The sequence below is a fragment of the Amycolatopsis xylanica genome, assembly GCF_900107045.1.
Taxonomy (GTDB): domain Bacteria; phylum Actinomycetota; class Actinomycetes; order Mycobacteriales; family Pseudonocardiaceae; genus Amycolatopsis; species Amycolatopsis xylanica.
The window spans coordinates 46,429-70,304 of record NZ_FNON01000013.1; the positions used below are offsets into that span (position 1 = coordinate 46,429).

At 71.3% G+C, this 23,876-nt stretch carries 22 protein-coding genes and 1 tRNA gene; 5 read left to right on the forward strand and 18 right to left on the reverse strand.

The annotated features are described in order from the left end of the window. Positions 1 to 29 precede the first annotated feature (29 nt). From selB to BLV57_RS39115, 3 genes are all read right to left on the reverse strand, one after another. Complete coding sequence (gene selB, locus BLV57_RS39105; RefSeq protein WP_091298809.1) at positions 30 to 1,757, reverse strand: selenocysteine-specific translation elongation factor; 1,728 nt, start codon at positions 1,755 to 1,757, stop codon at positions 30 to 32. Continuing rightward, on the reverse strand, positions 1,748 to 3,037 hold the full coding sequence (gene selA, locus BLV57_RS39110) for an L-seryl-tRNA(Sec) selenium transferase (protein ID WP_091298810.1): 1,290 nt from the start codon (positions 3,035 to 3,037) through the stop codon (positions 1,748 to 1,750). Before selA ends, selB begins: the two co-directional genes overlap by 10 nt. A 12-nt stretch (positions 3,038 to 3,049) precedes the next feature. Continuing rightward, positions 3,050 to 3,144: transfer RNA gene (locus BLV57_RS39115), tRNA-Sec, on the reverse strand. 63 nt (positions 3,145 to 3,207) lie between these two features. Here BLV57_RS39115 and selD point away from each other — a divergent pair. Further along, positions 3,208 to 4,200, forward strand: coding sequence for a selenide, water dikinase SelD (gene selD / locus BLV57_RS39120; protein WP_091298813.1), 993 nt, complete (start codon positions 3,208 to 3,210; stop codon positions 4,198 to 4,200). 14 nt (positions 4,201 to 4,214) lie between these two features. On the opposite strand, the gene BLV57_RS39125 is transcribed toward selD, so the two are convergent. Genes BLV57_RS39125 through BLV57_RS39175 form a run of 11 tightly spaced genes read right to left on the reverse strand, consistent with a single transcriptional unit; the run spans position 4,215 to position 14,828 of the window. Next, positions 4,215 to 5,174 carry a PrsW family intramembrane metalloprotease gene (locus tag BLV57_RS39125; RefSeq protein ID WP_245757706.1) on the reverse strand — a complete coding sequence of 320 codons (960 nt, stop codon included), beginning with the start codon at positions 5,172 to 5,174 and terminating at the stop codon, positions 4,215 to 4,217. Positions 5,175 to 5,187: 13 nt separating this feature from the next. Beyond that, positions 5,188 to 5,637 carry a DUF1931 family protein gene (locus BLV57_RS39130; RefSeq protein WP_091298816.1) on the reverse strand — a complete coding sequence of 150 codons (450 nt, stop codon included), beginning with the start codon at positions 5,635 to 5,637 and terminating at the stop codon, positions 5,188 to 5,190. Continuing rightward, positions 5,637 to 7,328 carry an FAD-dependent oxidoreductase gene (locus BLV57_RS39135; RefSeq protein WP_091298819.1) on the reverse strand — a complete coding sequence of 564 codons (1,692 nt, stop codon included), beginning with the start codon at positions 7,326 to 7,328 and terminating at the stop codon, positions 5,637 to 5,639. Before BLV57_RS39135 ends, BLV57_RS39130 begins: the two co-directional genes overlap by 1 nt. After that, positions 7,325 to 7,588, reverse strand: a complete 264-nt coding sequence (locus BLV57_RS39140) for a ubiquitin carboxyl-terminal hydrolase 14 (RefSeq protein WP_091298822.1) — start codon at positions 7,586 to 7,588, stop codon at positions 7,325 to 7,327. The genes BLV57_RS39135 and BLV57_RS39140 overlap by 4 nt, the downstream gene beginning before the upstream one ends. Next, positions 7,585 to 8,058, reverse strand: coding sequence for a thioredoxin (gene trxA, locus BLV57_RS39145; protein WP_091298824.1), 474 nt, complete (start codon positions 8,056 to 8,058; stop codon positions 7,585 to 7,587). Before trxA ends, BLV57_RS39140 begins: the two co-directional genes overlap by 4 nt. After that, a complete protein-coding gene (gene clpB / locus BLV57_RS39150) occupies positions 8,055 to 10,685 on the reverse strand; it encodes an ATP-dependent chaperone ClpB (RefSeq protein ID WP_091298828.1) in 2,631 nt (876 codons plus the stop codon). The genes trxA and clpB overlap by 4 nt, the downstream gene beginning before the upstream one ends. Beyond that, positions 10,676 to 10,972 carry a chaperone modulator CbpM gene (locus tag BLV57_RS39155; protein WP_091298832.1) on the reverse strand — a complete coding sequence of 99 codons (297 nt, stop codon included), beginning with the start codon at positions 10,970 to 10,972 and terminating at the stop codon, positions 10,676 to 10,678. Before BLV57_RS39155 ends, clpB begins: the two co-directional genes overlap by 10 nt. Then, entirely contained in the window at positions 10,972 to 11,880 is a 909-nt protein-coding gene (locus BLV57_RS39160) for a DnaJ C-terminal domain-containing protein (RefSeq protein ID WP_091298835.1), read from the reverse strand. The genes BLV57_RS39155 and BLV57_RS39160 overlap by 1 nt, the downstream gene beginning before the upstream one ends. A 6-nt stretch (positions 11,881 to 11,886) precedes the next feature. Then, the gene (locus BLV57_RS39165) at positions 11,887 to 12,426 is read right to left on the reverse strand and encodes a nucleotide exchange factor GrpE (protein ID WP_091298838.1); all 540 of its coding nucleotides are present in this window, start codon (positions 12,424 to 12,426) and stop codon (positions 11,887 to 11,889) included. Positions 12,427 to 12,435: 9 nt separating this feature from the next. After that, positions 12,436 to 14,310: a molecular chaperone DnaK gene (dnaK, locus tag BLV57_RS39170; protein WP_091298841.1), complete on the reverse strand. Its 1,875-nt coding sequence runs from the start codon at positions 14,308 to 14,310 to the stop codon at positions 12,436 to 12,438. Then, the gene (locus BLV57_RS39175; protein WP_091298843.1) at positions 14,310 to 14,828 is read right to left on the reverse strand and encodes a YflT domain-containing protein; all 519 of its coding nucleotides are present in this window, start codon (positions 14,826 to 14,828) and stop codon (positions 14,310 to 14,312) included. The genes dnaK and BLV57_RS39175 overlap by 1 nt, the downstream gene beginning before the upstream one ends. A 172-nt stretch (positions 14,829 to 15,000) precedes the next feature. On the opposite strand from BLV57_RS39175, the gene BLV57_RS39180 reads away from it, so the two are divergent. Then, positions 15,001 to 16,689 (forward strand): PucR family transcriptional regulator, encoded by a 1,689-nt coding sequence (locus BLV57_RS39180; protein ID WP_091298845.1) that lies wholly within the window; start codon positions 15,001 to 15,003, stop codon positions 16,687 to 16,689. Positions 16,690 to 16,695: 6 nt separating this feature from the next. On the opposite strand, the gene BLV57_RS39185 is transcribed toward BLV57_RS39180, so the two are convergent. After that, complete coding sequence (locus tag BLV57_RS39185) at positions 16,696 to 17,649, reverse strand: YihY/virulence factor BrkB family protein (RefSeq protein WP_091298848.1); 954 nt, start codon at positions 17,647 to 17,649, stop codon at positions 16,696 to 16,698. Between the two features lie 35 nt (positions 17,650 to 17,684). Here BLV57_RS39185 and BLV57_RS39190 point away from each other — a divergent pair, with 35 nt between their 5' ends. Then, a complete protein-coding gene (locus tag BLV57_RS39190) occupies positions 17,685 to 18,701 on the forward strand; it encodes a glycosyltransferase (protein WP_425426083.1) in 1,017 nt (338 codons plus the stop codon). Then, on the forward strand, positions 18,698 to 19,903 hold the full coding sequence (locus BLV57_RS39195) for a glycosyltransferase (protein WP_091298852.1): 1,206 nt from the start codon (positions 18,698 to 18,700) through the stop codon (positions 19,901 to 19,903). The genes BLV57_RS39190 and BLV57_RS39195 overlap by 4 nt, the downstream gene beginning before the upstream one ends. A gap of 385 nt (positions 19,904 to 20,288) precedes the next feature. On the opposite strand, the gene BLV57_RS39200 is transcribed toward BLV57_RS39195, so the two are convergent. From BLV57_RS39200 to BLV57_RS39210, 3 genes are read right to left on the reverse strand one after another with little or no spacing between them, the layout of a single operon-like run. Then, positions 20,289 to 21,179, reverse strand: a complete 891-nt coding sequence (locus tag BLV57_RS39200; RefSeq protein ID WP_091298854.1) for a glycosyltransferase family 2 protein — start codon at positions 21,177 to 21,179, stop codon at positions 20,289 to 20,291. Further along, the gene (locus BLV57_RS39205) at positions 21,176 to 22,012 is read right to left on the reverse strand and encodes a glycosyltransferase family 2 protein (protein ID WP_091298856.1); all 837 of its coding nucleotides are present in this window, start codon (positions 22,010 to 22,012) and stop codon (positions 21,176 to 21,178) included. The genes BLV57_RS39200 and BLV57_RS39205 overlap by 4 nt, the downstream gene beginning before the upstream one ends. Continuing rightward, positions 22,009 to 22,887 (reverse strand): polysaccharide pyruvyl transferase family protein, encoded by an 879-nt coding sequence (locus BLV57_RS39210; protein ID WP_091298858.1) that lies wholly within the window; start codon positions 22,885 to 22,887, stop codon positions 22,009 to 22,011. Before BLV57_RS39210 ends, BLV57_RS39205 begins: the two co-directional genes overlap by 4 nt. Before the next feature lie 43 nt (positions 22,888 to 22,930). On the opposite strand from BLV57_RS39210, the gene BLV57_RS39215 reads away from it, so the two are divergent. Beyond that, positions 22,931 to 23,866 (forward strand): NAD-dependent epimerase/dehydratase family protein, encoded by a 936-nt coding sequence (locus BLV57_RS39215; protein WP_091298860.1) that lies wholly within the window; start codon positions 22,931 to 22,933, stop codon positions 23,864 to 23,866. Positions 23,867 to 23,876: the final 10 nt, after the last annotated feature.

A 23,876-nucleotide genomic window follows, 5' to 3' on the forward strand; every position in this document is an offset into this window, starting at 1 on the left:
GTATGGCCGGTTCTAACCGGTCAAAACACTCACGAGGTGGTGTGGCGGGTGCCGTCGGGGCGGGGTTCGGTCAGGCCGAGTGCGTCGAGGCGTTCCAGCAGCGGGATCATCACGCGGCGGGTGCTGTCGAGCGCACGGCGGGCCTGCGAGACCGTGAACGGCTGGTCGACGCCAGCCAACGCCGCCGCGGCCCGCTCTTCGGCGCGCGGGCCCAGCACGACGCCGTCGGCGATCGCGGTCAGCCTGCCGAGCCGGACCGCGGCGGCGAGTTCCTTTCTGCCCAAGCCGAGTTCGCGTAGTTCATCCGCTTCGGGCGCGTGGAACGGCCGTGTGCCGAACCGCTCTTCGAGCGCCCGCACCGCCCGGTCGACCGCGGGGCCGAGCCCGGCGCCCGGCGCGCTCACGAGGCCGCCCGCCAGCTCGAGGCCGGTGTCGCGCAGCAGCGGGGCGACGAGGTCGAGCGACGGCAGGTCCAGAAGCCGCCTGAGCGTCTCGACCGGCATGCCCGCCGCGACGGCGTGGTCCCGGCTCCAAGCGGCGACCACGCCAGGAACCTCCGCACGCAGCCGGGCCACCCGTCCAGGGTCGGCGAGCCAGTCCCCGATCCGCTCGCCCACCTCGGGCAAGCCCATCGCACGGAACTCGGTGACCGGCACAAAGCCGTTGCGGCGTAGGTAATCCCTGGGGAGATCGGGCTCGGCCAGCTCCTCGGCGCGCGCTTTCGCCGCGCCGCGGCGGGTCAACGACGGCGGGCGGACGTCCAGCACGGAGATCCCCGCGGAGATCCGGTGCGCGCCGGGGTCGCGCAGCAGTCCCCGGTCCCCGACGCGCACCGGCAACGGCCGTGCGAGCGTCAGCCGCGCGGCGTCCTTCCCGAGCGGGCGGACCCGCGCCGGGACCGCCGCCGCGCCGAGGTGGAGCACCAGTTCCCGGGGCAACTCCGCCGCCGGACGCAGACGCACGTCGATCTCGGCCGTGCCGAGCCATGCCCCCGGTGTCAGCAGCACGTCGCCGCGGCCGGCATCGCCGCGCGGGGTGCCACGCAGGTTCACGGCCACCCGCGCCACCCCTTCGACGCGGTCACGGGCCTGCCCGAGTGCCTGTAAGCCACGGACTTTGACCCGCGTGCCGCCGAGGTCGAGTTCGTCGCCCGTGGCGATCGTGCCCTCGGCCAGCGTGCCGGTGACGACCGTGCCCGCGCCCCGCACGGTGAACGCCCGGTCGATCCACAGCCGGACGTCGGCGCCGGTGTCCGGCCTAGGCATGGTCGCGGTGACCGCCTCCAGCGCCGCGCGCAACTCGTCCAAGCCCTGCCCGGTGGTGCCGCTGACGTGCACCGAGGCCACCTCGCCGAGCGAGGTCGCCGCGATCTCCCGCGACGCCTGAGCGGTCGCGGCGGCCGGATCCGCGCGGTCCGCCTTGGTCACCACCAGCAGCCCGTGCTCGACACCGAAGGCGTCCAGCGCCGCCAGGTGCTCGGCGGACTGCGGCATCCAGCCCTCGTCGGCGGCGACCACGAACAGCACCGCGGGCACCGGACCGGCGCCGGCCAGCATGTTCGGCACGAACCGTTCGTGGCCAGGCACGTCGACGAACGCGAACTCCTCGCCGCCGATCCGGGTCCACGCGAACCCGAGATCGATGGTCAGCCCACGGCGGCGTTCCTCGGCCCAGCGGTCCGGCTCCATCCCGGTCAACCGGCGGATCAGGGTGGACTTGCCATGGTCGAAATGCCCGGCGGTGGCGATCACCCGCATCGGCGGACGGCCTCCAGCAGCCGCGTGTCCTCGTCCGGGCGGACGGTCCGCAGGTCGAGCAGGCACCGGTCCCGCGCGATCCGGCCGACGACCGCGGGGTCACCGAGCCGCAACGCCTCCGCGTAGCGCGCGGGCAGGCTGACCGCCGCGCTCGGCAGCTCGACACCGGGCGCTCCCCCGCCGCCGACCGCGGCCGCCGACTCGACCGCCCGCGCGTCCACCCCGTCCGCCCGCAAGGCGTCCGACAGCGCCTCGGCGCGCGCCGAGAGCCCGCCTGCCGTGGCCGAGAGTGCTTGGCGCACAGGCGGTTCAGGTCCGCGCAGGGTGGCCTCGAGCGCGGCGAGCGTCAGCTTGTCGACCCGCAACGCCCTGGCCGCGGGATGGCGTCGCAGCCGCTCGACGACCGCCGCGTCGCCAAGGATGAGCCCGGCCTGCGGTCCGCCGAGCAGCTTGTCGCCGCTCGCGGTCACCACGGTCGCGCCCGCCGCGAGCGCACTCGCCGCGTCCGGCTCCGCGGGCAACAGCTCATGGGGCGTCAGCAGCCCGGAGCCGATGTCGACGATCAGCGGCACGCCGAGCCCGGCCAGCTCGGCCACGGCCGCCTCCGACGTGAACCCGGTGACCCGGTAGTTCGACGGATGCACCTTCAGCACGAAGCCGGTGTCGGGCCCGATCGCGTCGGCGTAGTCGCGGAGCGCAGTCCGGTTGGTGGTGCCGACCTCACGCAGCCGCGCCCCGGCCGAGGTGAGCAGGTCCGGGATGCGGAACCCGTCGCCGATCTCGACCAGCTCGCCGCGGCTGACCACGATCTCCTTGCCCTGCGCCAAAACCAAGGCCGCCAGCAGCAACGCTGCCGCGTTGTTGTTGACGACGTGCACGCCGCCCGCGCGAGGCACGGCGGCCGCCAGCGCCGCCAGCGCGCCCCGTCCTCGCCGGGCCCTGCCGCCGGTGGCCAGGTCGAATTCGACGTCGGTCGCGGCACCCGCCGCGACCACCGCGTCGAGCGCGGCGCCGGACAGCGGCGCGCGGCCGAGGTTGGTGTGCACGACCACGCCGGTCGCGTTGAGCACCGGCCGCAGCGAAGCGCCGGTCTCGGGCAGCGTCCTCAGCACCTCGTCGACGACGTCCGCACCGCCGATCTCGCCCGCCCTCGCGCGCTCCTGCGCGGCCAGCGTGAGCGACTTGACCAGCTCACGGCCGAGCGACTCGGCCGCCTTCGCCAACCGTGGCTCGGCCAGCACCGCGTCGGTGCGCGGGATGGCCCGGCGCGGGTCGGTCATCGCGGGCCCCGGTGGCGGAGGCGGACGGGAATCGAACCCGCCAGCGGCAGTGCCTGCCGTTCCACGGTTTTGAAGACCGCGCCGGTCACCAGGCCGGATACGCCTCCCTGCACCATGCCGTCATCCTGCCAAGGTCGCGGCCCGCACGCAGCGCGGGCAAGATGAGGTGGATGGACTACCGGCTGACGCAGTACGCGCACGGCGGTGGCTGCGCGTGCAAGATCCCGCCAGGCGAGCTCGAGGAGGTCGTGCGCGGCCTCACCGGCGCCGCGCCAGCCGACCCGCCCGGCGAGCTGCTGGTCGGGCTGGACGACGGCGACGACGCCGCCGCGGTGCGCATCTCCGGCGACGTCGCGCTGATCGCCACGACGGACTTCTTCACCCCGGTGGTCGACGACGCCTACGACTGGGGCCGCATCGCCGCCGCCAACGCGCTCTCCGACGTCTACGCCATGGGCGGCACGCCGGTGGTCGCGGTCAATCTGCTGGGCTGGCCACGCGGGAAGCTCCCGTTCGAGCTGGCCGCCGAGGTGCTGCGCGGCGGCCTGGACGTCTGCGGCAAGGCGGGCTGCCACCTCGCGGGCGGGCACAGCGTCGACGACCCCGAGCCCAAGTACGGCCTCGCGGTCACCGGCATCGCCGACCCGGAACGCTTGCTGCGCAACGACTCCGGCCGCCCCGGCATGCCGTTGACGCTGACGAAACCGCTCGGCGTCGGCGTGCTGAACTCGCGCCACAAGGCGACCGGCGAGCGGTTCGCCCACGCCATCGAGTCGATGACCACCTTGAACGCCGGCGCGGCCCGCGCAACCCTCGCCGCGGGCGCCGTCTGCGCCACCGACGTCACCGGCTTCGGCCTGCTCGGTCACCTGCACAAGCTCGCCAGGGCCAGTGGCGTGACCGCGCGGCTCGACCCGTCGGCGGTGCCCTACCTCGACGGCGCGCGGGAGGCGCTCCGCGACGGCCACGTCAGTGGCGGCACCCGGCGCAACCTCGACTGGGTCCGCCCGCACGCCGACCTCACCCGGATCTCCGAAGACGAAGCGCTCCTGCTCGCCGACGCCCAGACCTCCGGCGGGCTCCTCATCGCGGGCGAGATACCCGGCCACCCGGTCATCGGCGAACTGCTCCCGCGCGGGCACCACACGATCGTCGTCGGCTAGGGCCGGACAGCCGGTCAGTGCGGGAAAGCCGGATGCCGGGACGTCGCGACGCGGTAGGCCCGCGCCGGTGGCGTGCCGTGACGCTCCCGGCGTGCCCGCGCGAGGAGCACCAGCAGCCACGCCACCCCGATCGCCGCGATCAGCCCCTGGCCCACCCAGGTCAGCGTCGTGTACAGCCCAACTTGGGCGCCGGTCGGCTCGGCTGGCAGGCCGCGCAGCAGCAGTTCGTACTGCCACGGCCTGCCGGTGAGCAGCAGCGTGACGTACAGCGAAATCACGGACATCGAGTCCCACAGCGCGTGCAGCAGCGAAATGCCGAGGTAGGCCAGTGCGAGCCGGGCGGTGAGGACGAAGTGGTCGCGGGTGCTCCACGCGAACAGGAGCCCGCCGAGCACGGCGGTCCACAGTCCATGCCCCACCGGGGCGAGAAGCCCGCGCAGCAACTCGGTGGTCACCAGGTCCGCCAGTGACAGTCCCTGAGGGGTGAACAGCGCGGTCAACGCGTACCCCGCCGACTCGAAGGCGGCGAACCCGAATCCGACCGCGGCGCCCAGTATCAAGCCATCGCGCATCGACTTCACGGCCAGGCGCCTGGTCAGCAGGGCCAGCGCGCCCAGCTTGACCGCTTCCTCGATGAGTCCGACGCCGACATAGAGCCACGCCGAGGGGTGCAGCAGATAGGTTTCCAGCACCGACGCGCCGAGCACGCCGAGCACCCCGCCGACGATGAACGTGCGGAACACGAGCTCGGCGGTGATCTCGCCGGAGTCGCGGCGCTCGAACGCCCACGCCACGAAGGTCACCGGCACCAGGAAGCTGCCGAGCAGCACCAGCGTGGGGAGGAGGTTCGGGTTCCCGGTCAGATAAGTGACGAGCACGGACAGGATCCACAGGACCAGGCCCGCTCCGAACATCCTGAGCCACATGCGGCGTTTCGGGCGTTCGGCGATCGAGGGTGAGAGTCTGTCGGCCATACCTGACGTCCTTTCAGAGGAGCAGTTCGAACATCCGGAAGACGTGGTCCCATTCGGCCGAGCCCGGGTTCTTCACGCGCGGGTCGATGATCTTGAACGCCTGGGCGAGCGCCACGCTGAGACCGCCCGCGATGGCCGGGAGCCGAGCCTCGGTGTCTTCGGAGATCGTGATCTCGAGCGCGGGACGCGCCAGCAGCTGCTCGATCAGCGGCGCCACGTCCAGGTCCTCGTCGAGCTTGTGGAACTCGTGCATGCGCTCCTGCAGGCCCTTGGTGACCGGCAGGTCGCTCGGCTCGATGACATCCCGCCCGTTCGCTTTGGCCGTGGCCTTGGCGACCACGAAGAGATCGTGGATCTTGGCGTCCAGGAATTCGTCGTACCGTTTCAGATCGCTCTTGTCGACGTCCAGGCTCGCGGCCATCCGGAAGAACCGTTCGAACCGCGCCGCACCCATGACCGGCATCAGGCCTCCTGTGTGAGATGTTCGTGGACGAACCGGACGGCCATGGCGCCTTCCCCGATCGCCGAGGCCACCCGTTTGACCGAGCCGCGGCGGACGTCCCCCACCGCGAACACGCCGGGTCTGCTCGTTTCCAGCACCTGCGGCGCGCGATGCACCCCGCGCCACACCTCGGCGTCCCGGAAGCGCGCGGCGTCGGCCCCGGTGAGCACGAACCCGTCCTCGTCGAGTGCGACCAGCCCCGAAAGCCAGGCGGTGTGCGGGGAAGCTCCGATGAAGACGAACAACGCGCGGGCGCTGAGCACGCGGCGCTCGCCGGTGCGGTTGTTCTCGGCGACCACCGCTTCGAGGTCGTCGCCGCCGACGAGCTCACGGACTTCGGTGTGGGTGCGCACGGTGATCCGCGGATGCCGTTCGACCTGGTCGACGAGATAGCGGGACATGTTCGCGGCGAGGTCGCCGCCGCGCACCAGCAGATGGACCTCCGGCGAGCCCTCCGCGAGGAACACCGCCGCCTGGCCCGCCGAGTTGCCGCCGCCGACCACGGCCACCGGGGAAGCCAGGCAGCGACGCGCTTCGTGCACCGTCGCGGCGTAATACACGCTGGTCGGTTCGAACCTCTCGATGCCGGGCACGACGAGCCTGCGGTAGTGGGCACCTGACGCGATCACGACGGTCCGGGAAACGATCTCGATGCCGTATTCGAACCCGACAGCGTAGTGGCCATCGCGTACTTCGAGGGTGTGCGCCCGCGCCGGCACGGCGACCCTGGCTCCGAACTTGGCCGCCTGGATCACCGACCGCTCGGCCAGTTCCGCGCCGGAGATCCCCGGCGGGAAGCCGAGGTAGTTCTCGATGCGCGACGTCGTCCCGGCCTGGCCGCCCGGTGCCAGCGCGTCGAACGCCGACAGCCGCACCCCGTCGGACGCGCCGTAGACCACGGCGGCCAGCCCGCCGGGCCCGGCGCCGATCACGACCAGGTCCCGCACACCGCTGTCCGGTTCCGGCGCCCGCAGCCCGATTTTCTCGGCCAGCTCGGCGGTGCTCGGGTTCCGCAGCACTTCGGCGCCGTTCACCACGACCACCGGCGTGTCCGCGACGGCGACGGCGAAGCGCTTCAGCAGCGCCTCGGCCTGCTGGTCCTTGTCGACGTCGACAAGCCGGTAAGGAAGCCGGTTGCGCGCGACGAAGTCCAGCAGCCGCCTGGTGTCCGGGGAATAGCACGAGCCGACGATCCGCAGCCCGTTGCCCGCGCCGATGAGCAGCGTCCGGCGGACGAGGTAGGCACGCAGGATCAGGTCGCCGAGCACCGGGTCGCCGCGCACCAGGCGCAGCACCGCGCTCACCGGGATGGCGAGCATCTCGCCGGGGCCTGCGGCCACGGCGCCGACGAACGCGGGCTGTCCTTCGAGCAGTCCGAGCTCGCCCAGGAACCGGCGGGGCCCGTGCACGCGGACGACCTTCACGTCGTCCCCGGTCCCTTCGGTGACGGCGACCTTGCCGCTCAAGATCACGAAGAACTCGGACGGCCGGTCGCCCTGCTCGTACAGCACCTCACCGGCCCGGACCGGACGGCGTTCCCCCGCTTCGCCGAGCGCGCGGATCTGCTCGTCGGTGAGCCGGGGGAACGCGCCCGAGGTGTCCGGGGTCTCGGTCAGCGGCGCGCCGAGGTCGATGCCGGCCGTGGCGGTCATACGAAGGCCTGGTCGACGTAGCACCAGCGCCAGGTCTCCCCCGGCTCGAACGAGCGCACGATCGGGTGCCCGATGGCGTGGGCGTGCTTGCTGGCGTGCTTCATCGGCGACGAGTCGCAGCAGCCGATGTGCCCGCAGGTCAGGCACAGCCGCAGGTGCACCCACGGCGTGCCGGCGACCAGGCACTCCTCACAGCCTTGCGGGGTTCGCGGCACCACGTCCCGGACGAGCGCGAGATGCCGGTCGACGACACTGGTCATCGCAGTTCACCTTCCCTGGTCGGATTCGGCCGGGCCAGCGCCTGATCGAGCCACTCGCGCAGCACGTGCACGGGCGCCGCGCCCGGTTGCCGCGCGACGACCTCGCCGTCGCGCAGCACCATGAGCGTCGGCACGGCTTTCACGTCGAACCGCTGGGACAGCCGGGGTGCCTGGTCCACGTCGACTTTCACGAGCTTGACCTTCCCGGCCCGCTCCTTCGCCAGCTGAGCCAGCGCGGGGCTGACCTGGCGGCAGGGCCCGCACCAGGTGGCCCAGAGATCGACCAGCACCGGCATCGTCGCCCGCTCCGCGACTTCCGCGAAGTCGTGGTCGCCTGCGTCGACGATCCAGGGCAGCGGCTCGTGGCAGTGCCCGCATTTCGGTGTGCCCGCGGCGGCAGCCGGGACGCGGTTCTTGTGGCCGCAGTGCGCGCAGACGACCACGCCGGCGGTTCCGGTGGTGGTGCTCATGCCGCGGACCTTCCTTCGCTCCCGGCGTAGGTGACGGTGAGTTCGCCGTCCTTGGCGTCGACGGTGATCACCAGTCCCTCGGTCGGTTCACCGCGCAGCAGCGTGCGGCCGATCTTGGTCTCGACCTCGTGGGAGATGTAGCGGCGCAGCGGCCGGGCGCCGTACACGGGGTCGAACCCGTGCTGGGCGATGAGTTTCCTCGCTTCCGCGGTCAGCTCGACCGTGATGCCCTGCTCGGCCAGCCGGTGGCGCAGTTCGTCGAACTGCAGCTCGACGATCCGCTCGATCTCGGACCGCCCGAGCGGGGTGAACAGCACGATGTCGTCGACGCGGTTGAGGAACTCCGGCCGGAAGTGGTGCCGCAGCTCACCGAGCACGGCGTCACGGGCGTCCGGCTTGATCTCGCCGGTGGAGGTGACCCCGTCGAGCAGGTGCTGCGAGCCGATGTTCGAGGTCATGATGATCACCGTGTTGCGGAAGTCGACCGTCCGGCCCTGCGCGTCGGTGATCCGCCCGTCGTCGAGGACCTGGAGCAGCGTGTTGAACACGTCCGGGTGCGCCTTCTCGATCTCGTCGAACAGCACGACCGAGTAAGGCTTGCGCCGCACGGCTTCGGTGAGCTGCCCGCCCTCGTCGTAGCCGACGTATCCCGGCGGGGCGCCCAGCAGCCTCGAGACGGTGTGCCGCTCCTGGTATTCGCTCATGTCGAGCCGGACCATGTTCTCCTCGCTGTCGAACAAGGCCGACGCGAGGGTCTTGGCCAATTCGGTCTTCCCGACCCCGGTCGGGCCGAGGAAGATGAACGACCCGATCGGCTTGCGCGGATCGCGGATCCCCGACCGCGCCCTGATGACCGCGTCGGCGACCAGCCGGACGGCCTCGTCCTGGCCGATCACCCGCTCGTGCAGGATCTCGTCGAGCCGCAGCAGCTTTTCCCGCTCGCCTTCCTGCAGCCGGGAAACCGGGATTCCGGTCCACGCCGCCACGATCTCGGCGATCTCCTCCTCGGTGACGACCTCGTGCAGCAGCCGTTTCCGGCCCTGCTTGCCCGCCAGCTGTTCCTCCTCCGCGGCGAGCCGCCGTTCGGCTTCGGTGATCTCCCCGTAGCGCAGCTCGGCCGCGCGGTTGAGGTCGTAGTTCCGTTCCGCCTCTTCGGCTTCGTGGCGCAGCTGCTCCAGCCGGGACCGCAGTTCCTGGACCCGCCGGATCCCCTGCCGCTCGGCATCCCACTGCGCCTTCTTCGAGTCCGCTTCGGCGCGGAGATCGGCGAGTTCCCGCTCGAGGTCCGCCAGCCGCGCCTTGCTGGCCGGGTCGGATTCCTTGGACAGCGCGGCTTGCTCGATCTCCAGCCGCGTCACGCGCCGGGTGAGCTCGTCGAGTTCGGCGGGCATGGAGTCGATCTCCGTGCGCAGCCGCGCGCACGCCTCGTCGACCAGGTCGATCGCCTTGTCCGGCAGGAACCGGTCGGTGATGTAGCGGTGGGACAGGGTCGCGGCGGCGACCAGCGCGCCGTCCTGGATCTTGACCCCGTGGAACACCTCGAGCCGCTCCCGCAGCCCGCGCAGGATCGAGATGGTGTCCTCGACGGACGGTTCGTCGACCACGATCGGCTGGAACCGGCGCTCCAGCGCGGCGTCCTTCTCGATGTGCTTGCGGTACTCGTCGAGCGTCGTCGCCCCGATCATGTGGAGCTCGCCGCGGGCCAGCATCGGCTTGAGCATGTTCCCGGCGTCCATCGCGCCTTCGGTGGCGCCCGCGCCGACGACCGTGTGCAGCTCGTCGACGAAGAGCAGGATGCGTCCCTCTTCGGCTTTGACCTCGGCCAGCACGGCCTTGAGCCGCTCCTCGAACTCGCCGCGGTACTTGGCGCCCGCGACGAGCGCGCCCATGTCGAGCGAGAAGATCGTCTTGTCCCGCAAGCCTTCCGGCACGTCGCCGCGCACGACCCGCTGGGCGAGGCCCTCGACGATCGCGGTCTTGCCGACGCCCGGATCACCGATCAGCACGGGGTTGTTCTTCGTCTTGCGCGACAGGATCTGGATCACCCGGCGGATCTCGGCGTCCCGCCCGATGACCGGGTCGAGCTTGCCCGACCGCGCGTCGGCGACCAGGTCCCGGCCGTACTTCTCCAGCGCCTCGTACGCGCCTTCGGGGGTCGCCGAGGTGACCCGCTGGTTGCCGCGGATCTTGGTCAGCGCCGTCAGGAACGATTCGCGCGTCACGCCGTACTGCGTGAGCAGCCGCCCCGCCGCGGACTTCGCGCCCTCGTCGGCGAGTGCCAGCACGAGGTGTTCGACGGAGACGTATTCGTCCTTGAGCCGCTTGGCTTCCCGTTCGGCGGCGTCCAGCAGCCCGGCGAGTCGGCGGGTGACGTAGACCTGTCCGGGGGTGGCGCCGGGGCCGGTCACCTTCGGCCGCCGCGCGAGTTCCGCCTCGGTCGCCGCGCGGAGACCGTCGACGTCCGCGCCCGCCTGCTCGAGCAGCCGGGGCGCCAGGCCGTCGGACTGGTCGAGCAGGGCGAGCAGCAGGTGCTCACCGTCGGTCTCGGTGTGGCCGTGGCGCTGCGCCACGCTCTGGGCCTCCTGCAGCGCTTCCTGCGATTTCTGGGTCAGCTTGCTCATGTCCATCGCCGGTGGCTCCTGACTTGGGCTTCGAGGACGTCGATGCGGTCCAGCAGGTCGAGCACGAGCCCGATGGCCGCGTAGTTGAGGGAAAGGCCCGCGCGCAGGCGCTGGATACGCGCGAGGGTGGCGACGGCGGACGGCGTGAACCACAGCCGCCCGTTCGCGTCGGCGGTGCCGTCCACCAGGCTCAGCGCGACGAACCGGCGGATCAGCTCCGGGTGCAGCCCGCTGCGCGCGGCCACCGTGTCGAGACTGAGCCGGACGGGACGGACGAGCAGGTACTCGGCCATCAGCTCCTCCTCGGGTCGAAATCGGACACGGCGGCGAGCTCCTCGAAGAGCTCGCGCTCCCGTTTGCCGAGCTTCTTCGGCACCAGCACGCGCACCTCGGCGTAGAGATCGCCCGGCTTGCCCTTGGGGTTGGGCAGGCCCTCGCCGCGCAGCCGCAGCCGCCGTCCGGTCGACGAGCCGGCCGCGACCCGCACCTTCACCTCGCCGCCGGGGGTCAGCACGGGAACCGTGGCGCCGAGCGCCGCCTCCCAGGGCGACACCGGCAGGTCGACGGTGATGTCGCGCCCGGACAGGCGGTAGCGCGGATGCGGCTTGATCCGCACCACCAGGTAGAGGTCGCCGGGCGCGGCGTTCCCGGAGGCGCGCCCGCCCTGACCGGCGAGCCGGATGCGCTGCCCGTCGACCACACCGGCCGGGATGTCGACGTCGTACCCGCGCTCGCCGCCGATGCTCAAGTGCCGCCGCCCGCCGCGGTAGGCCTCCTCGACCGTCAGCTCGAGTTCGGCCTCCTGGTCGGCGCCCGCGACCGGCCCGCCTGCGCCCCGGCCCCGGAAGAAGCCACCCAGCAGGTCCTCGATGTCGACGCCTTCGAATCCCTCGAACCCGCCGCCGAATCCCGGCCCCGCCTGGGTGCGGCGGACACGGCCGCCGGCACCGGCGTACGCCCGCTCGTCGAAGTCGTCGGGCACCCGGCGGAAATCCGCGCCGAACCGGTCGTACTTCTTGCGCTGATCCGGGTCGGACAGCACCTGGTAGGCCTCGCTGATCTCCTTGAAGCGCTCTTCGGCGCCCGGCTCGGGGTTCACGTCCGGGTGGAGCTGCCGGGCCAGTTTCCGGTACGCCCGCTGGATTTCGTCGGCGCTCGCGGACCTGGCGACACCGAGCGCGTCGTAGAAGTCGGTGGCCACCGGCGCTCACTCCCGCGACTTGGACACCGTCACGGCCGTCGGCCGCAGCTGGTGCCGGTCGGTCCCGTAGCCGGGGCGCACGACCCCGGTCACGGTGTTCGGCTCGGTGGCCGGGTCCTCGACGACGGCGACGACCTCGTGCCGGTTCGGGTCGAACCGGACGCCGGTCTCGTCGTCACGCGGATACCCGAGCCCGGCGAGCAGCCGGACGGCTTGCTCCCGGATCGCCTCGACGCCGTGCACGATGGCCGACGGGTCCGCCTCGGCGTGCGTGAGCGCCAGTTCGAGGTTGTCCAGCACCGGAAGCCAGGCCGCCGCGACCCGCGCCCGCTCGGCTTCGGTCTCCCGCCGCAGCTCCGCGACATGGCGCTTGCGCACGTTGTCGAGGTCGGCGACGGCCCGCCGCCACCGGTCCTCGAGCTCGGCGATCTTCTCGTCGGTTCCGGTCGCCGGGGCCGGCACGTCCTGGGGGCGGGACTGCGTGCCTGCCCCGGCGACCTCCGCGGAGGGGTTCTCCTGCTCCGCGGCCCTTCCTGTGGTGGCCATCGGTCCGCCTCACGCCCGGTCGAAATCGGCGTCGATCACGTCGTCCTCGTCGGCCGTCTGCCGTGGGGCGCCGTCGCTGTCGCCGTTGCCGCCGCCGCTCGCCCGCGGCGCGGTGAGCCCGGCCAGCACCTGCTGCAGTTCCGAGGTCAGCGACCGCACGCGGTCCAAGGGGGCGGCGTCCTTCACGGCCTCACGAGCCTCTTGGACGAGCATCTCCGCCCGCGCCTTCTCATGCGGCGGCGTGGTGTCGGTGATGGCCCGTTCGACTTGGTACGCGGCCGAATCGAGCAGGTTGCGCGCGTCGATCTCCTCGCGCAGCCGCTGGTCCTCGGACCGGTTGCGCTCGGCTTCGGAGACCATGCGGTCGACCTCCGCCTGATCGAGGTTCGAGCTTTCGCTGATCGTGATGCCCTGCTGCGCGCCGGTGTCCTTGTCCTTCGCGGTGACGTCCAGGATGCCGTTGGCGTCGACGTCGAAGGTGACCTCGATCTGGGGCTCGCCCCTCGGCGCGGGCCGGATGTCGGTGAGCTGGAAACGGCCGAGCACCCGGTTGTCGGCGGCCCGTTCCCGTTCGCCTTGCAGCACGACGACATCGACCGCGGGTTGGTTGTCCTCGGCGGTGGAGAACACCTCGGTTCGCCGCGCCGGGATCGTCGTGTTGCGCTCGACGATCTTCGTCATCACGCCACCGCGGGTTTCGACGCCGAGGGACAGCGGGGTGACGTCGAGCAGCAGGACGTCCTTGACCTCGCCCTTGAGCACGCCCGCCTGGACCGCCGCGCCGAGCGCGACGACCTCGTCCGGGTTGACGCTCATGTTCGGGTCCTTGCCGCCGGTCAGCCTGCGTACCAGGCTCTGCACGGCCGGGATCCGGGTCGACCCGCCGACCAGGATGACCTCGTCGATGTCGTTCGCGGTCACCTTCGCGTCGGCCATCGCCTGCTTGACCGGGCCGAGGCAGCGTTCGACGAGGTCCGCGGTGATCTGCTCGAACACCGAACGCATCAGGGTGGTCGTGAGGTGCTTCGGGCCGTCTTTGTCCGCGGTGATGAACGGCAGGCTCACGCTGGTCTGGCTGACCGAGCTCAGCTCGACCTTCGCCTTCTCGGCGGCCTCGAAGAGCCGTTGCAGCGCCTGCGGATCCGACCGCAGATCGATGCCGTTGTCCTTCTGGAACTGATCGGCGAGGTGGTCCACGATCCGGCGGTCGAAGTCGTCCCCGCCGAGGTGGGTGTCACCCGCGGTCGACCGGACCTCGACCACGCCGTCGCCGACGTCGAGCAGGCTCACGTCGAAGGTGCCGCCGCCGAGGTCGAACACGAGGACCGTCTCGTGGGCCTTCGAGTCGAGCCCGTACGCGAGCGCGGCGGCGGTCGGCTCGTTGATGATGCGCAGTACCTCGAGGCCCGCGATCTTGCCCGCGTCCTTGGTGGCCTGCCGCTGGGCGTCGTTGAAGTACGCGGGCACGGTGATGACCGCCTCGGTCACCCGCTCGCCGAGGAACTTGCCCGCGTCGTCGGCGAGCTTGCGCAGGACCTGCGCGCTGATCTCCTCCGGCGAGTGGAGCTTGTCGCGGACCTTGAACCGGACGACGCCACCCGGGCCCTCGACGACGTCGAAACCGACCGCCTTGGCCTCGTCACTGACTTCGTCGTATTTGCGGCCGATGAACCGCTTCGCCGAGTAGATCGTGCCCTTGGGGTTGAGGATCGCCTGCCTGCGGGCGAGCTGGCCGACCAGCCGCTCCCCGCTTTCGGTGAACGCGACCACCGACGGGGTGGTCCGCGCGCCTTCGGAGTTGGCGATCACCGTCGGTTCGCCGCCTTCCCAGACGGCGATCACCGAGTTGGTCGTCCCCAGGTCGATACCGACCGCCTTGGCCATCACACACCCGCCTTCAGCTTGGCGAGCAGTGTCCTGGCTTCGTCGGCCACCGCCTCGTCGGCGACCACCTCGTAGCGGGTGGGCATCATCGCGCTGACCGAGGCGAAGTCACGGCGGCCGCGCTGGAGCGCGTGCGCGACGAGGCCGAAGATCGCGCCGATCACCGCGCCGAACACGAGGCCGTAAATGGCGAGCGTGAAGGACGCCAGCAGGGGCGTGAACCAGTTGAAGACGCCGAACAGCCAGCCGATCAGCAGCCCGGTGAAGGCGCCGGAGCCGGCTCCGCGCAGTGCGGCGCCGCCGTAGTTCAGGCGCCCGACGACCTGCTCGACGAGCTTGACGTCCGAGCCGATGATGGCGACCCGCTCGACTGGGAAGCCGTTGTCCGACAAATAATCGACGGCACGTTCGGCTTCGCTGTAGTTTTCGTAGGACGCGATCGTCCGGCGCTGCTGCGCAGTGCCGGGATCCGTCGAGTGGCGCGGTACTGGCGCCGTGGCACCGGACTGCGTGGTCATGACTCTCCTCAATGCTCGTACGCGGTGATCGCTCGCCCCAGGACACCCACAGTGGCAAGGACCACGGCGCCAGCGCGTGCGCCTGGCAGGCCGAAATTCCCCGCGCGCGATCGACACGGCAGAACAGGATCAACGGCTGTAACGTTCTAGACAGCCGACGGTCGGAGGTCCGATGGCACCTGCGGACGCGGGCGACGGAGCCCACGAAGTTCCACAAAGGACGGATGGCTGGTGGCGTGGCCGGCAGTCGACTCTGCGCGGGCTGTTCGCCGTCTCGACGACGATGATCGACGGCCGGGACGCCGACGGCATCATCCGGCTGGCCGCCACCTCCGTCTCTTCGTTGAGCAGGTGCGGCGCCAAGGCGGTGTACCTGCTCGCCGCGGGTGCGCTCCGCCGTCGTGACGACGCGGAGCCGGACGCGGAGCTCGACCGGCAGATCGGGCTCCTCGGCGGTGTCAGCGGCCCGCTCCTCCTCCCCGGCGGCGGCTGGTGCTGGGGCTTCGCATTGCGGGGGCTGGACGCCCTGCTGGGTTATCTGGTGGTGCACGCCGCGGCAGAGCCGCCCGAGGACGAGTTCTTCCTGCTCGAGGCGCTCGGCAGGCAGACGGCGGGTGCGCTGGTGAACGCCTCGCAGCACCGGCGGGAGCGCGCGCACGCGCTCGAACTGCAGGAGGTCAACGGCAGGCTGTCGGCCTCCGTCGCCCGGCTCGAGCAACAGACGCGCGTGCACGAGGTGCTCAGCGACATCTCCGTGTCGAGTGCGGGCGAGCCCGGCATCGCCCACGCCGTGCACCAGCTGACTTCGCTGCCGGTCGCGATCGAGGACCGGTTCGGCAACCTGCGGGCCTGGGCCGGTCCCGGCAAGCCCGACCCGTACCCGAAGCCCCAGGCCCACCGGCGCGAGGAGCTGCTCAGGCGCGCCGCGGCGGTCCCGCACCCGGTCCGGGAGAAGGATCGGGTGCTCTCGCTGGTCAAACCGCGGCATGAGGTGCTCGCCGTGGTGGCGCTCGTGGACCCGCACGACACCGTGGGCGGCCACGAGATGTTCACGCTCGAATACGCGACGACGGTGCTGGCACTGGAACTGTCCCACCTGCGCAATCTCGCCGAGGTCGAGTTGCGCCTGCACCGTGACCTGGTCGACGACCTGATCACCGGCACCGACGACGAGAGTGCCTACGCCCGCGCCGACGCGCTCGGGCACGACCTGCGCCGTGCGCATTGCGTGATCGTCGTCCGCTGGGACGGCGAGCAGACCGACGACACCGTCGCCGAGGCCGTGGGCCGGGCGGCCGCGTCACTCCAGCTGAGCTCGATGATCTCGCGGCATTCGGGTGTGGTGGTGGTCCTCGTCAGCGGGTGCCCGGAAGGCGGCACGCTGTATCGCCTGCTTGCGGATCACCTCGGCGGCACCGGCGCGGCCGGGATAGGTGGCCGCTGCGACCGCCCCGGCGACTTTCCGAGGTCCTACTCGGAAGCGTTACGGGCGTTGGCCATCCGCCGGACGTCGGCGTCGCCCGAGGGTGCGACGACCTTCGACCAGCTGGGCCTCTATCGCATTCTGGACAGCGGGGAAAATCGCGCCGACATCGTGGCGTACGTCCGGGAATGGCTGGGCAGGCTACTCGACTACGACGAGCACAAGAGCGCGGAACTGGTCCAGACGCTGGCGCAGTACCTCGACCGCGGCGGCCACTACGACGAGACCGCCTCCGCGCTGATGATCCACCGCAGCACCCTCCGCTACCGGCTGGGCCGGATCCGGGAGATCACGGGCCTCGACCTGACCGACGTCGACACCAAGCTCAACTTGCACGTGGCCGTCAGAGCGTGGAAGGTGCTCGGCGGCTCGGTGTGAACACGGCTAGGCCTCAGCGGCGCCGTCGAACCCTTCGGGTGCGTCACGTGGTGGCAAAAACGGTTCCTGCTCTTCCGAAGCCCCGGTTTCGATGCGCCGGGCCCTGGCCAGCTCGGCGTCGAATTCCGCGCCGAGCAGCACCGCGATGTTCGAGATCCACAGCCAGACCAGAAAGCCGATGACCCCGCCGAGCGAGCCGTAAGTCTTGTTGTAGGAAGAGAAATTCGCGACATAGAGAGCGAAAGCGCCGGAGACGAGCACCCACAGCACCACGGCCAGCAGGCCGCCTGGACTCAGCCAGCGGAATCCCGGCGACTCGACGTTCGGCGCGGCCCAATACAGCAGCGCGAACGCCAGGCTCACCAAAAGGGCGATGACCGGCCACTTCGCGATCTCCCAGATCAGGATCCCGGTCGAGCCGATGCCCAGCGCGTGCCCGGCGCGGTCGGCGATCGCGCCGGTCGCCACGACCCCTGCCGCGCACAACGCCAGCAGCAGGACCACCGCGAGGGTCAGCCCGACCCGCAACGGCAGTGTCTTCCAGAGCGGGCGGCCTTCGGGCATCTCGTAGATCGAGTTGGCCGCTCGCATGAACCCGCCCACATAGGCCGACGCGGACCACAGCGCGCCGAGCAGCCCGATGATGGCCAGCGGACCGGCGAGTCCCTTCGACTGCTGGAGTTCACGGAGCGCGTTCCCGATGATTTCCTTGCCCTGCCCGGGAACGAGCGCGTTCACGTTGTCGATCAGGGTCTGGGTCGCTGACGGGCCGAGCAGGCCGAGCACCGACGTCAACACGATCACCGCCGGGAAGAGCGACAGGAACGCGTAGTAGGTCAGCGCCGCCGCCCAGTCGGTGAGATTGTCCTCGTTGAATTCCGAAACCGTGCGTTTCAGCACGCCCCACCACGACCGCCGGGACAGATCGGTGGGGCCTTCCGGGGCTTTGCGAGCCGTCATCCCCTCGCTATACCCACCAGCGCGCGGACCACACCATGTTTATTTCAGCGCGCAACGGCAATCACCCCGCAATGGAGTCGACGACGCCCTCGCTCAAGGTGCTGGTCTGGCACGTGCACGGCTCTTGGACGACGTCGTTCGTCCAAGGACCTCACCAGTACCTGCTGCCGGTGCTCACCGGGGACAGCCAGTGGGGCCGGGGCCGCTGCGGCCGCGATTGGCCCGATTCCGTGGTGGAAGTGCCCGTGTCCGACCTCGGGCACACCCCCGTGGACGTGGTGATCCTGCAGCGGCCGGAGGAGCTGGAACTCGCACAGCGCTGGCTTCGCCGCCGCCCCGGTGAAGACGTGCCCGCCGTCTACGTCGAGCACAACACGCCACGCGGGCGCGCCGTCACCAGCAGGCACCCGCTCGCCGGGCGCGACGACATCCCGATCGTCCACGTCACGCATTTCAACGAGCTGATGTGGGACAGCGGCATCGCGCCGACCGTGGTCATCCCGCACGGCATCCCCGATCCCGGTCACCAGTACACCGGCGAGCTGCCGTCGGCGGTGACGATGATCAACGAGCCGCTGCGCCGATGGCGGGTCACCGGCACCGATCTGCTGCCCGCGTTCGCCGAGTCGGCGCCGATCGACGTGTTCGGCATGGGCACGGAGACACTCGCCGACCTGCCGGGCGCCGCGGGCCGGATTCGCGGGCTGGGCGACCTCCGCACGGCGGAGCTGCATCGGGAGGCGGCGCGGCGGCGGGTCTACCTGCACACCGCGCGGTGGACCTCGCTCGGGCTTTCCCTGCTGGAAGCCATGCACCTGGGGATGCCCGTGGTGGCGCTGGGCACCACGGAGTCGATGCTGGCCGTCCCGCCCGAGGCCGGTGTGCTCTCCACGGACGTCACCGTGCTCGCGGGCGCGCTGCGGGAGATGGTGCACGAGCCGGATCTCGCCGCGCTGACCGGGAAATCGGCGCGCGAGTTCGCGCTGCGGCATTTCGGCCTGTCCCGGTTTCTCGGCGACTGGGACCACCTGCTCGGCGAGGTGCGCCGATGAGGATCTCGATGGTGTCCGAGCACGCGAACCCGCTGGCCGCGCTCGGCGACGTCGACGCGGGCGGGCAGAACGTGCACGTCGCCGAGCTGTCCGCGGCGCTGAGCCGTCGCGGGCACGCCGTCACCGTCTACACCCGGCGCGACGATCCCGATCAGCCGGAGCAACGCCGGGTCCGCGCGGGCTACCGGGTGGTCCACGTGCCGGCCGGGCCGCCGCGGCCGATACCCAAGGACGAGCTACTGCCGTTCATGGTCCGGTTCGGTGACTTCCTGCGTGAACGCTGGACGGCCACCCCGCCGGACGTGGTGCACGGGCATTTCTGGATGTCCGGCCTGGCCTGCCTGCACGCGACCGCCGGGCTCGGCATCCCGGTGGTACAGACCTTTCACGCGCTCGGCGTGGTGAAACGCCGCCATCAGGGCGACAACGACACCAGCCCGGCCGATCGGGTCCGGCTGGAGCGGCTGATCGGGCGCAAGGTCGCCCGGATCGCCGCGACCTGCTCCGACGAGGTGTTCGAGCTGATCCGGCTGGGCGTGCCCCGCGCGAACGTGTCGGTCGTGCCCTGCGGCGTGGCGCTCGACCGGTTCAGCCAAGACGGCCCGCGCGCGGCCACCCGGTTTCGCCGCCGCCTGGTCGCGGTCGGCAGGCTGGTGCCACGCAAGGGTTTCGACATCGCGATCGCGGCGCTGCCCCGGCTGCCCGGCACCGAGCTGGTGATCGCGGGCGGTCCCGAGAACGGGCGGCTGAAGGACGACCCCGAAGCCCGCAGGCTGCTCGCGCTGGCGGGCAAGCTGGGCGTGCGCGACCGGGTCCGCCTGGCCGGTCAGGTCGGCCGCAAGGACATGCCCGCCCTGCTGCGCTCCGCCGACGCGGTCGTGTGCACACCCTGGTACGAACCGTTCGGCATCGTGCCGCTGGAGGCGATGGCCTGCGGCGTCCCGGTGATCGCCGCGGCCGTCGGCGGGCTCATCGACACGGTCGTCGACGGCGTCACCGGGCTCCACGTCCCGCCCCGCCGTCCGGACAAGGTCGCCGAGGCGGCTGGCCGCCTGTTCGCCGACCCGGCCGTCCGCGACACCTTCGGCCTCGCAGGCCAAGACCGCACCCGTTCCCGGTATTCGTGGGACCGCGTCGCCGCGGACACGCTGCGCGTCTACGACCGAGTACTCGCCGACCTCCGCAAAGAGGCCACCCGCTGACTTCGAGTCGTGAGTGTTCCGGCCGGTTCTAGCGGACCGGTATTTGTCGACTTACCACGCGAGTCTCGGCGCGAGTGGAAGGTTTGCTCCGTTAGATGCAGAAATTCTTCCACTCGCTCGGACTCATCCACCCTGGGCACGTGACAAGGGCCGCCCTTGCAACGCTGTGGGTGACAAAGGCCGCCCTTGTCACCCAGGCCGGGGCCCGGCCTGTGGGAAACGGAGCGTTGAACGCCTCGTTTCCCACACACCACCACACATAAGTCACTGTCGTTCCGCTGAGCGTGACACAAGCCCCGTTCGTGCGGTTCCCGACGAGGCCAGGCTGACGGGGGTCGTGAGTGTTCCGGCCGGTTCTAACCGGCCTAAACACTCACGACCCCTGTCAGCCGACGTAGCGGCGGGCTCGGGAATGGCGTTGCGAGTGTTCGAGCAGGCAGAGTCCGCGCTCGACCGAGCGCGGCACGACGGCCCGGCTTCGCAGCACCCAGCCCGCCGAGCGCAAGGCCTCCCACACCGCAGCCACGGTGAAGCGGTCCAGCGGAGCGGAGCTCAGGACGCGTGCGGAGCCGCGGAGCGCGCTCCGGAGCGGACGGCGGAGCCAGAGTGTCCACAAGGTGTTGCGGATGCCGAGCTGGCGGCGGCGGGTGGGGTCGCGGGTGACCGAAGGCGCGTGGTGGATGACGACGTCCTCGGCCCAGACCATCCACCAGCCGCGGGCGGCCAGGTCGAGCGCGAGCAGCTCTTCCTCGCCGCCCAGCCACATCCGCTCGCAGAAGCCGCCTGCCCCGGTGAACGCCGACACGCGGAACATCGACAGGCCCGCCATCACGCCGAGCAGGGCGGGGCCGGGCAGCCACGCGGGGCCCGGCACCGGGGAATGGCGGACCTCGGGGGTGATCGGGTCCTCGGTCAGCTCGGGTTCGACCAGGCAGCGGCCGGTGACCGAGGCGAGCCCGGGGTACTGGTCCAGCAGATCGGCCGCCCTGGTGAGCGCGCCGGGTTGCCAGCGGGTGTCGTCGTCGCAGAAGGCGACATACGGGGTCGAGACCCGGCGTACCGCGAGGTTGCGACCGACCGCGCCGAGGTTGCGGTCCGCGCGGATCAGGGTGACCGACGGGAACGAGCGGGCGACGGCGTCGGCCGATCCGTCGGTGGAGCCGTTGTCCACCAGGATGATCGGGGCGGCGTCGGGAAGTCCGGTCATCTGGCGCAGTGTCTTCATGAGCTCGGCGCGCCGGTTGTGGGTGATCATCACGACGGTTACCCGGGTCATCGTTCCAGCATCCCGATCTGACGCTCCACTTCGGACGGTAGTTTCCGGCGTCGCGCCAAGGCTTTCGGCAGTCGCCACAACGCTCCCGCCAGCGCGCGCGGCTCGGTGAGCAGTCCGGCGGCGGCGCGGAACCCGGCGGGCCACGGACGGCGCATCCAGGTGATCAACGCGTTGTTGCGCGCCTCCAGGACGGACCGTTTTCCCGGCGCGCGCAGCGTGGACGGGTGATGGTGGGCTTTGAGTGCCGCGACGTAGCACAGACCCCAGCCTGCCGCCGCGAGATCGTAGGACAGCAGCCGTTCCTCTGCGCCGAAGTGCAGCACCGGGCTGAAGCCGCCCGCCGCGCGGAAGGCGTGCACGCGGACGACGGCCGAGCAGGCCAGGAAACCGAGCACCGACGGGCCCGGCAGATCCGCGCTGCGGCCCAGCGGGCTCGACTCGAGCGCTTCGGTGATCTCGTCGGGCCGGTGCTCCGGGCCGACCAGGGTCTGCGCCGCCAGCAGCCCGGCGCGTGGATGCTCGTCGAGCAGTTTTTCGGCCAGTGGCAACGCGTCCGGAGCCCACCAGGAATCGTCGTCGCTGAACGCGACGTAGGGCGTCTCGGCGAGCGCGACGCCCAGATTCCGCGCGGTGGCGCCGAGATTCCGCCGCAGCCGCACGACGCGCACCCCTGGGAACTCGGCGGCGCGGGCGGCCGTGTCGTCGCGGGACGCGTTGTCGAGGACGAGGACCGGCGGGCGCGGGCGCAGCACGTGCAGCTCGGCCAGTGTCCTGGCGAGTTCCGGCGCGCGGTCGCGGGTGGCGATCACCACGGTCGTCCTGGCCTCGGTCATCCGGCCTCCAGTTCACCCAGAAGTTCGGTCAGCAGCGGTTCGGCCTGGTCCATCCGATGGGCCGCCGCGAGCGCCCGGCCCGCGTCCGAAAGACACCAGCTCCCCCAGCCGTCCAGCTTTTCACCGCTGAGCGCGTCCTCGGCGCTCACGCAGGCGGGCCAGTCCAGCGCACCGGCCTGCGCGGTGACCTTGCCACCGCCGTCGACCGGGTCGACGGCCAGCACCGGCAGGCCGCACCGCAGACCCAGCACGAGGCCGTGCAGGCGGGTGGTGACCAGTGCGTCCACTTTGGACAAGAGTGAAAGGAACTGCCCCGGCGTCGCGGCGTGCCGCCAGTCCTGACTGTCGAGCCGGGTGTCCAGCGGCAGGCGTGCGCAATCGACGTTCAGCAGCCAAGTCGTGATCGCCTCGTGCACCCGATCATGCCTGCCCCGTCCACCGTACTCGCGCTGGCCGGGCGCCAGCACGACACCGATCACCGGCACCAGGTCCACAGTGGACACGGCCGACAGATCCTGGCGCGCGCCGCCGACGCCGTCTCTGGCCAGCACCCGATGGAAGCCGCGCACCGCCGGATCGGCCACGTCCAGCACCGACACGCCGACCGCGATCCGACGGCAGCGCGCGTACCGCTCGTGCAGCGCCAGCAGCGACGCGCCGTGCACGGGCCCGCACACGAAGACCACGTGCGAGTACCTCGCGGGATCGGCGTCCTCGATGCTCAGCGCGCCCGGCGCGAAGACCGGGCTCCACGCCAGGTCGTGCTCGACACCGGCGGCGGTCAGCGCCTCGGACACCCTCCGCATGCTCAGCACGTCACCCGCGGTCGCTTCGCCGTGCGTGAAGCTGGGCCAGCCGGCCAGCAGAATCCGCATGTGCGGCGCTTACCCGTGGCCGAGGCCGGGTAAACGGACCGGCATGACCAAGCGACTGGACAGGGCACTGATCACCGGCGGCTGCGGGTTCGTCGGCTCGCATCTCGCGGAGCACCTGAGCAGGCAGGGAACGGAGATCATCTGCGTCGACAACCTCGCCACCGGCGATCGTGCGCACGCGATCGGCGAGTTCGTCGAGCACGACGTCACCGAGCCGCTCCCCCGGCTGCCCCACTGCGACGCCGTGTTCCACCTCGCGTCCGCGGCGTCCCCGCGTGACTACTTCCGCCTGCCCATCGAGACACTGCGCGCCGGTTCGCTCGGCACCGCGCACGCGCTCGACTTCGCCCGCGCGCACGGCGCGCGCTTCGTCCTCGCGTCGACCAGCGAGGTCTACGGCGACCCGCTCGAACACCCGCAACGCGAAAGCTATTGGGGCAACGTCAACCCGATCGGCCCGCGCAGTGTCTACGACGAGGCGAAGCGGTACGCCGAGGCGCTGACCTCCGCCTATCGCCGTGAGCACGGCACCGACACCGCGATCGCCCGCATCTTCAACACCTACGGCCCGCGCATGCGCCCCGGCGACGGCAGGCTGATCCCCACGCTTATCGGCCAGGCATTGGCTGGCGAGCCGCTGACCGTCCACGGGGACGGCCTCCAGACCCGTTCGCTGTGCTACGTCGACGACACCGTGCGCGGCCTGATCGCGCTCGCGCTCAGCGGGCACGCGGGCCCGGTCAACCTCGGCAATCCCGACGAATACACCGTGCTGGAGATCGCCGAACGCGTCCGCGAGGTCACCGGTTCCGATTCGCCCGTCGAGCACGGCGAACCCGACACCGACGATCCCCGGCGGCGCTGCCCGGACATCGGGCTGGCGCGGCAGGCACTCGGCTGGTGGCCGGAAACGCCCTTGGAGAAAGGTCTCGGCCAGACGGTCGAATGGTTCGCGCGCACCGGAGAGCCGCTTCGCTGAGTAGCGACGC

Bases quoted from the DNA above. Each gene is read 5' to 3' on its own strand.
- selB (WP_091298809.1), bottom strand. From the start codon at position 1,757: ATGCGGGTGATCGCCACCGCCGGGCATTTCGACCATGGCAAGTCCACC.
- selA (WP_091298810.1), bottom strand. From the start codon at position 3,037: ATGACCGACCCGCGCCGGGCCATCCCGCGCACCGACGCGGTGCTGGCC.
- selD (WP_091298813.1), top strand. From the start codon at position 3,208: ATGGACTACCGGCTGACGCAGTACGCGCACGGCGGTGGCTGCGCGTGC.
- BLV57_RS39125 (WP_245757706.1), bottom strand. From the start codon at position 5,174: ATGGCCGACAGACTCTCACCCTCGATCGCCGAACGCCCGAAACGCCGC.
- BLV57_RS39130 (WP_091298816.1), bottom strand. From the start codon at position 5,637: ATGCCGGTCATGGGTGCGGCGCGGTTCGAACGGTTCTTCCGGATGGCC.
- BLV57_RS39135 (WP_091298819.1), bottom strand. From the start codon at position 7,328: ATGACCGCCACGGCCGGCATCGACCTCGGCGCGCCGCTGACCGAGACC.
- BLV57_RS39140 (WP_091298822.1), bottom strand. From the start codon at position 7,588: ATGACCAGTGTCGTCGACCGGCATCTCGCGCTCGTCCGGGACGTGGTG.
- trxA (WP_091298824.1), bottom strand. From the start codon at position 8,058: ATGAGCACCACCACCGGAACCGCCGGCGTGGTCGTCTGCGCGCACTGC.
- clpB (WP_091298828.1), bottom strand. From the start codon at position 10,685: ATGGACATGAGCAAGCTGACCCAGAAATCGCAGGAAGCGCTGCAGGAG.
- BLV57_RS39155 (WP_091298832.1), bottom strand. From the start codon at position 10,972: ATGGCCGAGTACCTGCTCGTCCGTCCCGTCCGGCTCAGTCTCGACACG.
- BLV57_RS39165 (WP_091298838.1), bottom strand. From the start codon at position 12,426: ATGGCCACCACAGGAAGGGCCGCGGAGCAGGAGAACCCCTCCGCGGAG.
- dnaK (WP_091298841.1), bottom strand. From the start codon at position 14,310: ATGGCCAAGGCGGTCGGTATCGACCTGGGGACGACCAACTCGGTGATC.
- BLV57_RS39175 (WP_091298843.1), bottom strand. From the start codon at position 14,828: ATGACCACGCAGTCCGGTGCCACGGCGCCAGTACCGCGCCACTCGACG.
- BLV57_RS39180 (WP_091298845.1), top strand. From the start codon at position 15,001: ATGGCACCTGCGGACGCGGGCGACGGAGCCCACGAAGTTCCACAAAGG.
- BLV57_RS39185 (WP_091298848.1), bottom strand. From the start codon at position 17,649: ATGACGGCTCGCAAAGCCCCGGAAGGCCCCACCGATCTGTCCCGGCGG.
- BLV57_RS39190 (WP_425426083.1), top strand. From the start codon at position 17,685: ATGTTTATTTCAGCGCGCAACGGCAATCACCCCGCAATGGAGTCGACG.
- BLV57_RS39195 (WP_091298852.1), top strand. From the start codon at position 18,698: ATGAGGATCTCGATGGTGTCCGAGCACGCGAACCCGCTGGCCGCGCTC.
- BLV57_RS39200 (WP_091298854.1), bottom strand. From the start codon at position 21,179: ATGACCCGGGTAACCGTCGTGATGATCACCCACAACCGGCGCGCCGAG.
- BLV57_RS39205 (WP_091298856.1), bottom strand. From the start codon at position 22,012: ATGACCGAGGCCAGGACGACCGTGGTGATCGCCACCCGCGACCGCGCG.
- BLV57_RS39210 (WP_091298858.1), bottom strand. From the start codon at position 22,887: ATGCGGATTCTGCTGGCCGGCTGGCCCAGCTTCACGCACGGCGAAGCG.
- BLV57_RS39215 (WP_091298860.1), top strand. From the start codon at position 22,931: ATGACCAAGCGACTGGACAGGGCACTGATCACCGGCGGCTGCGGGTTC.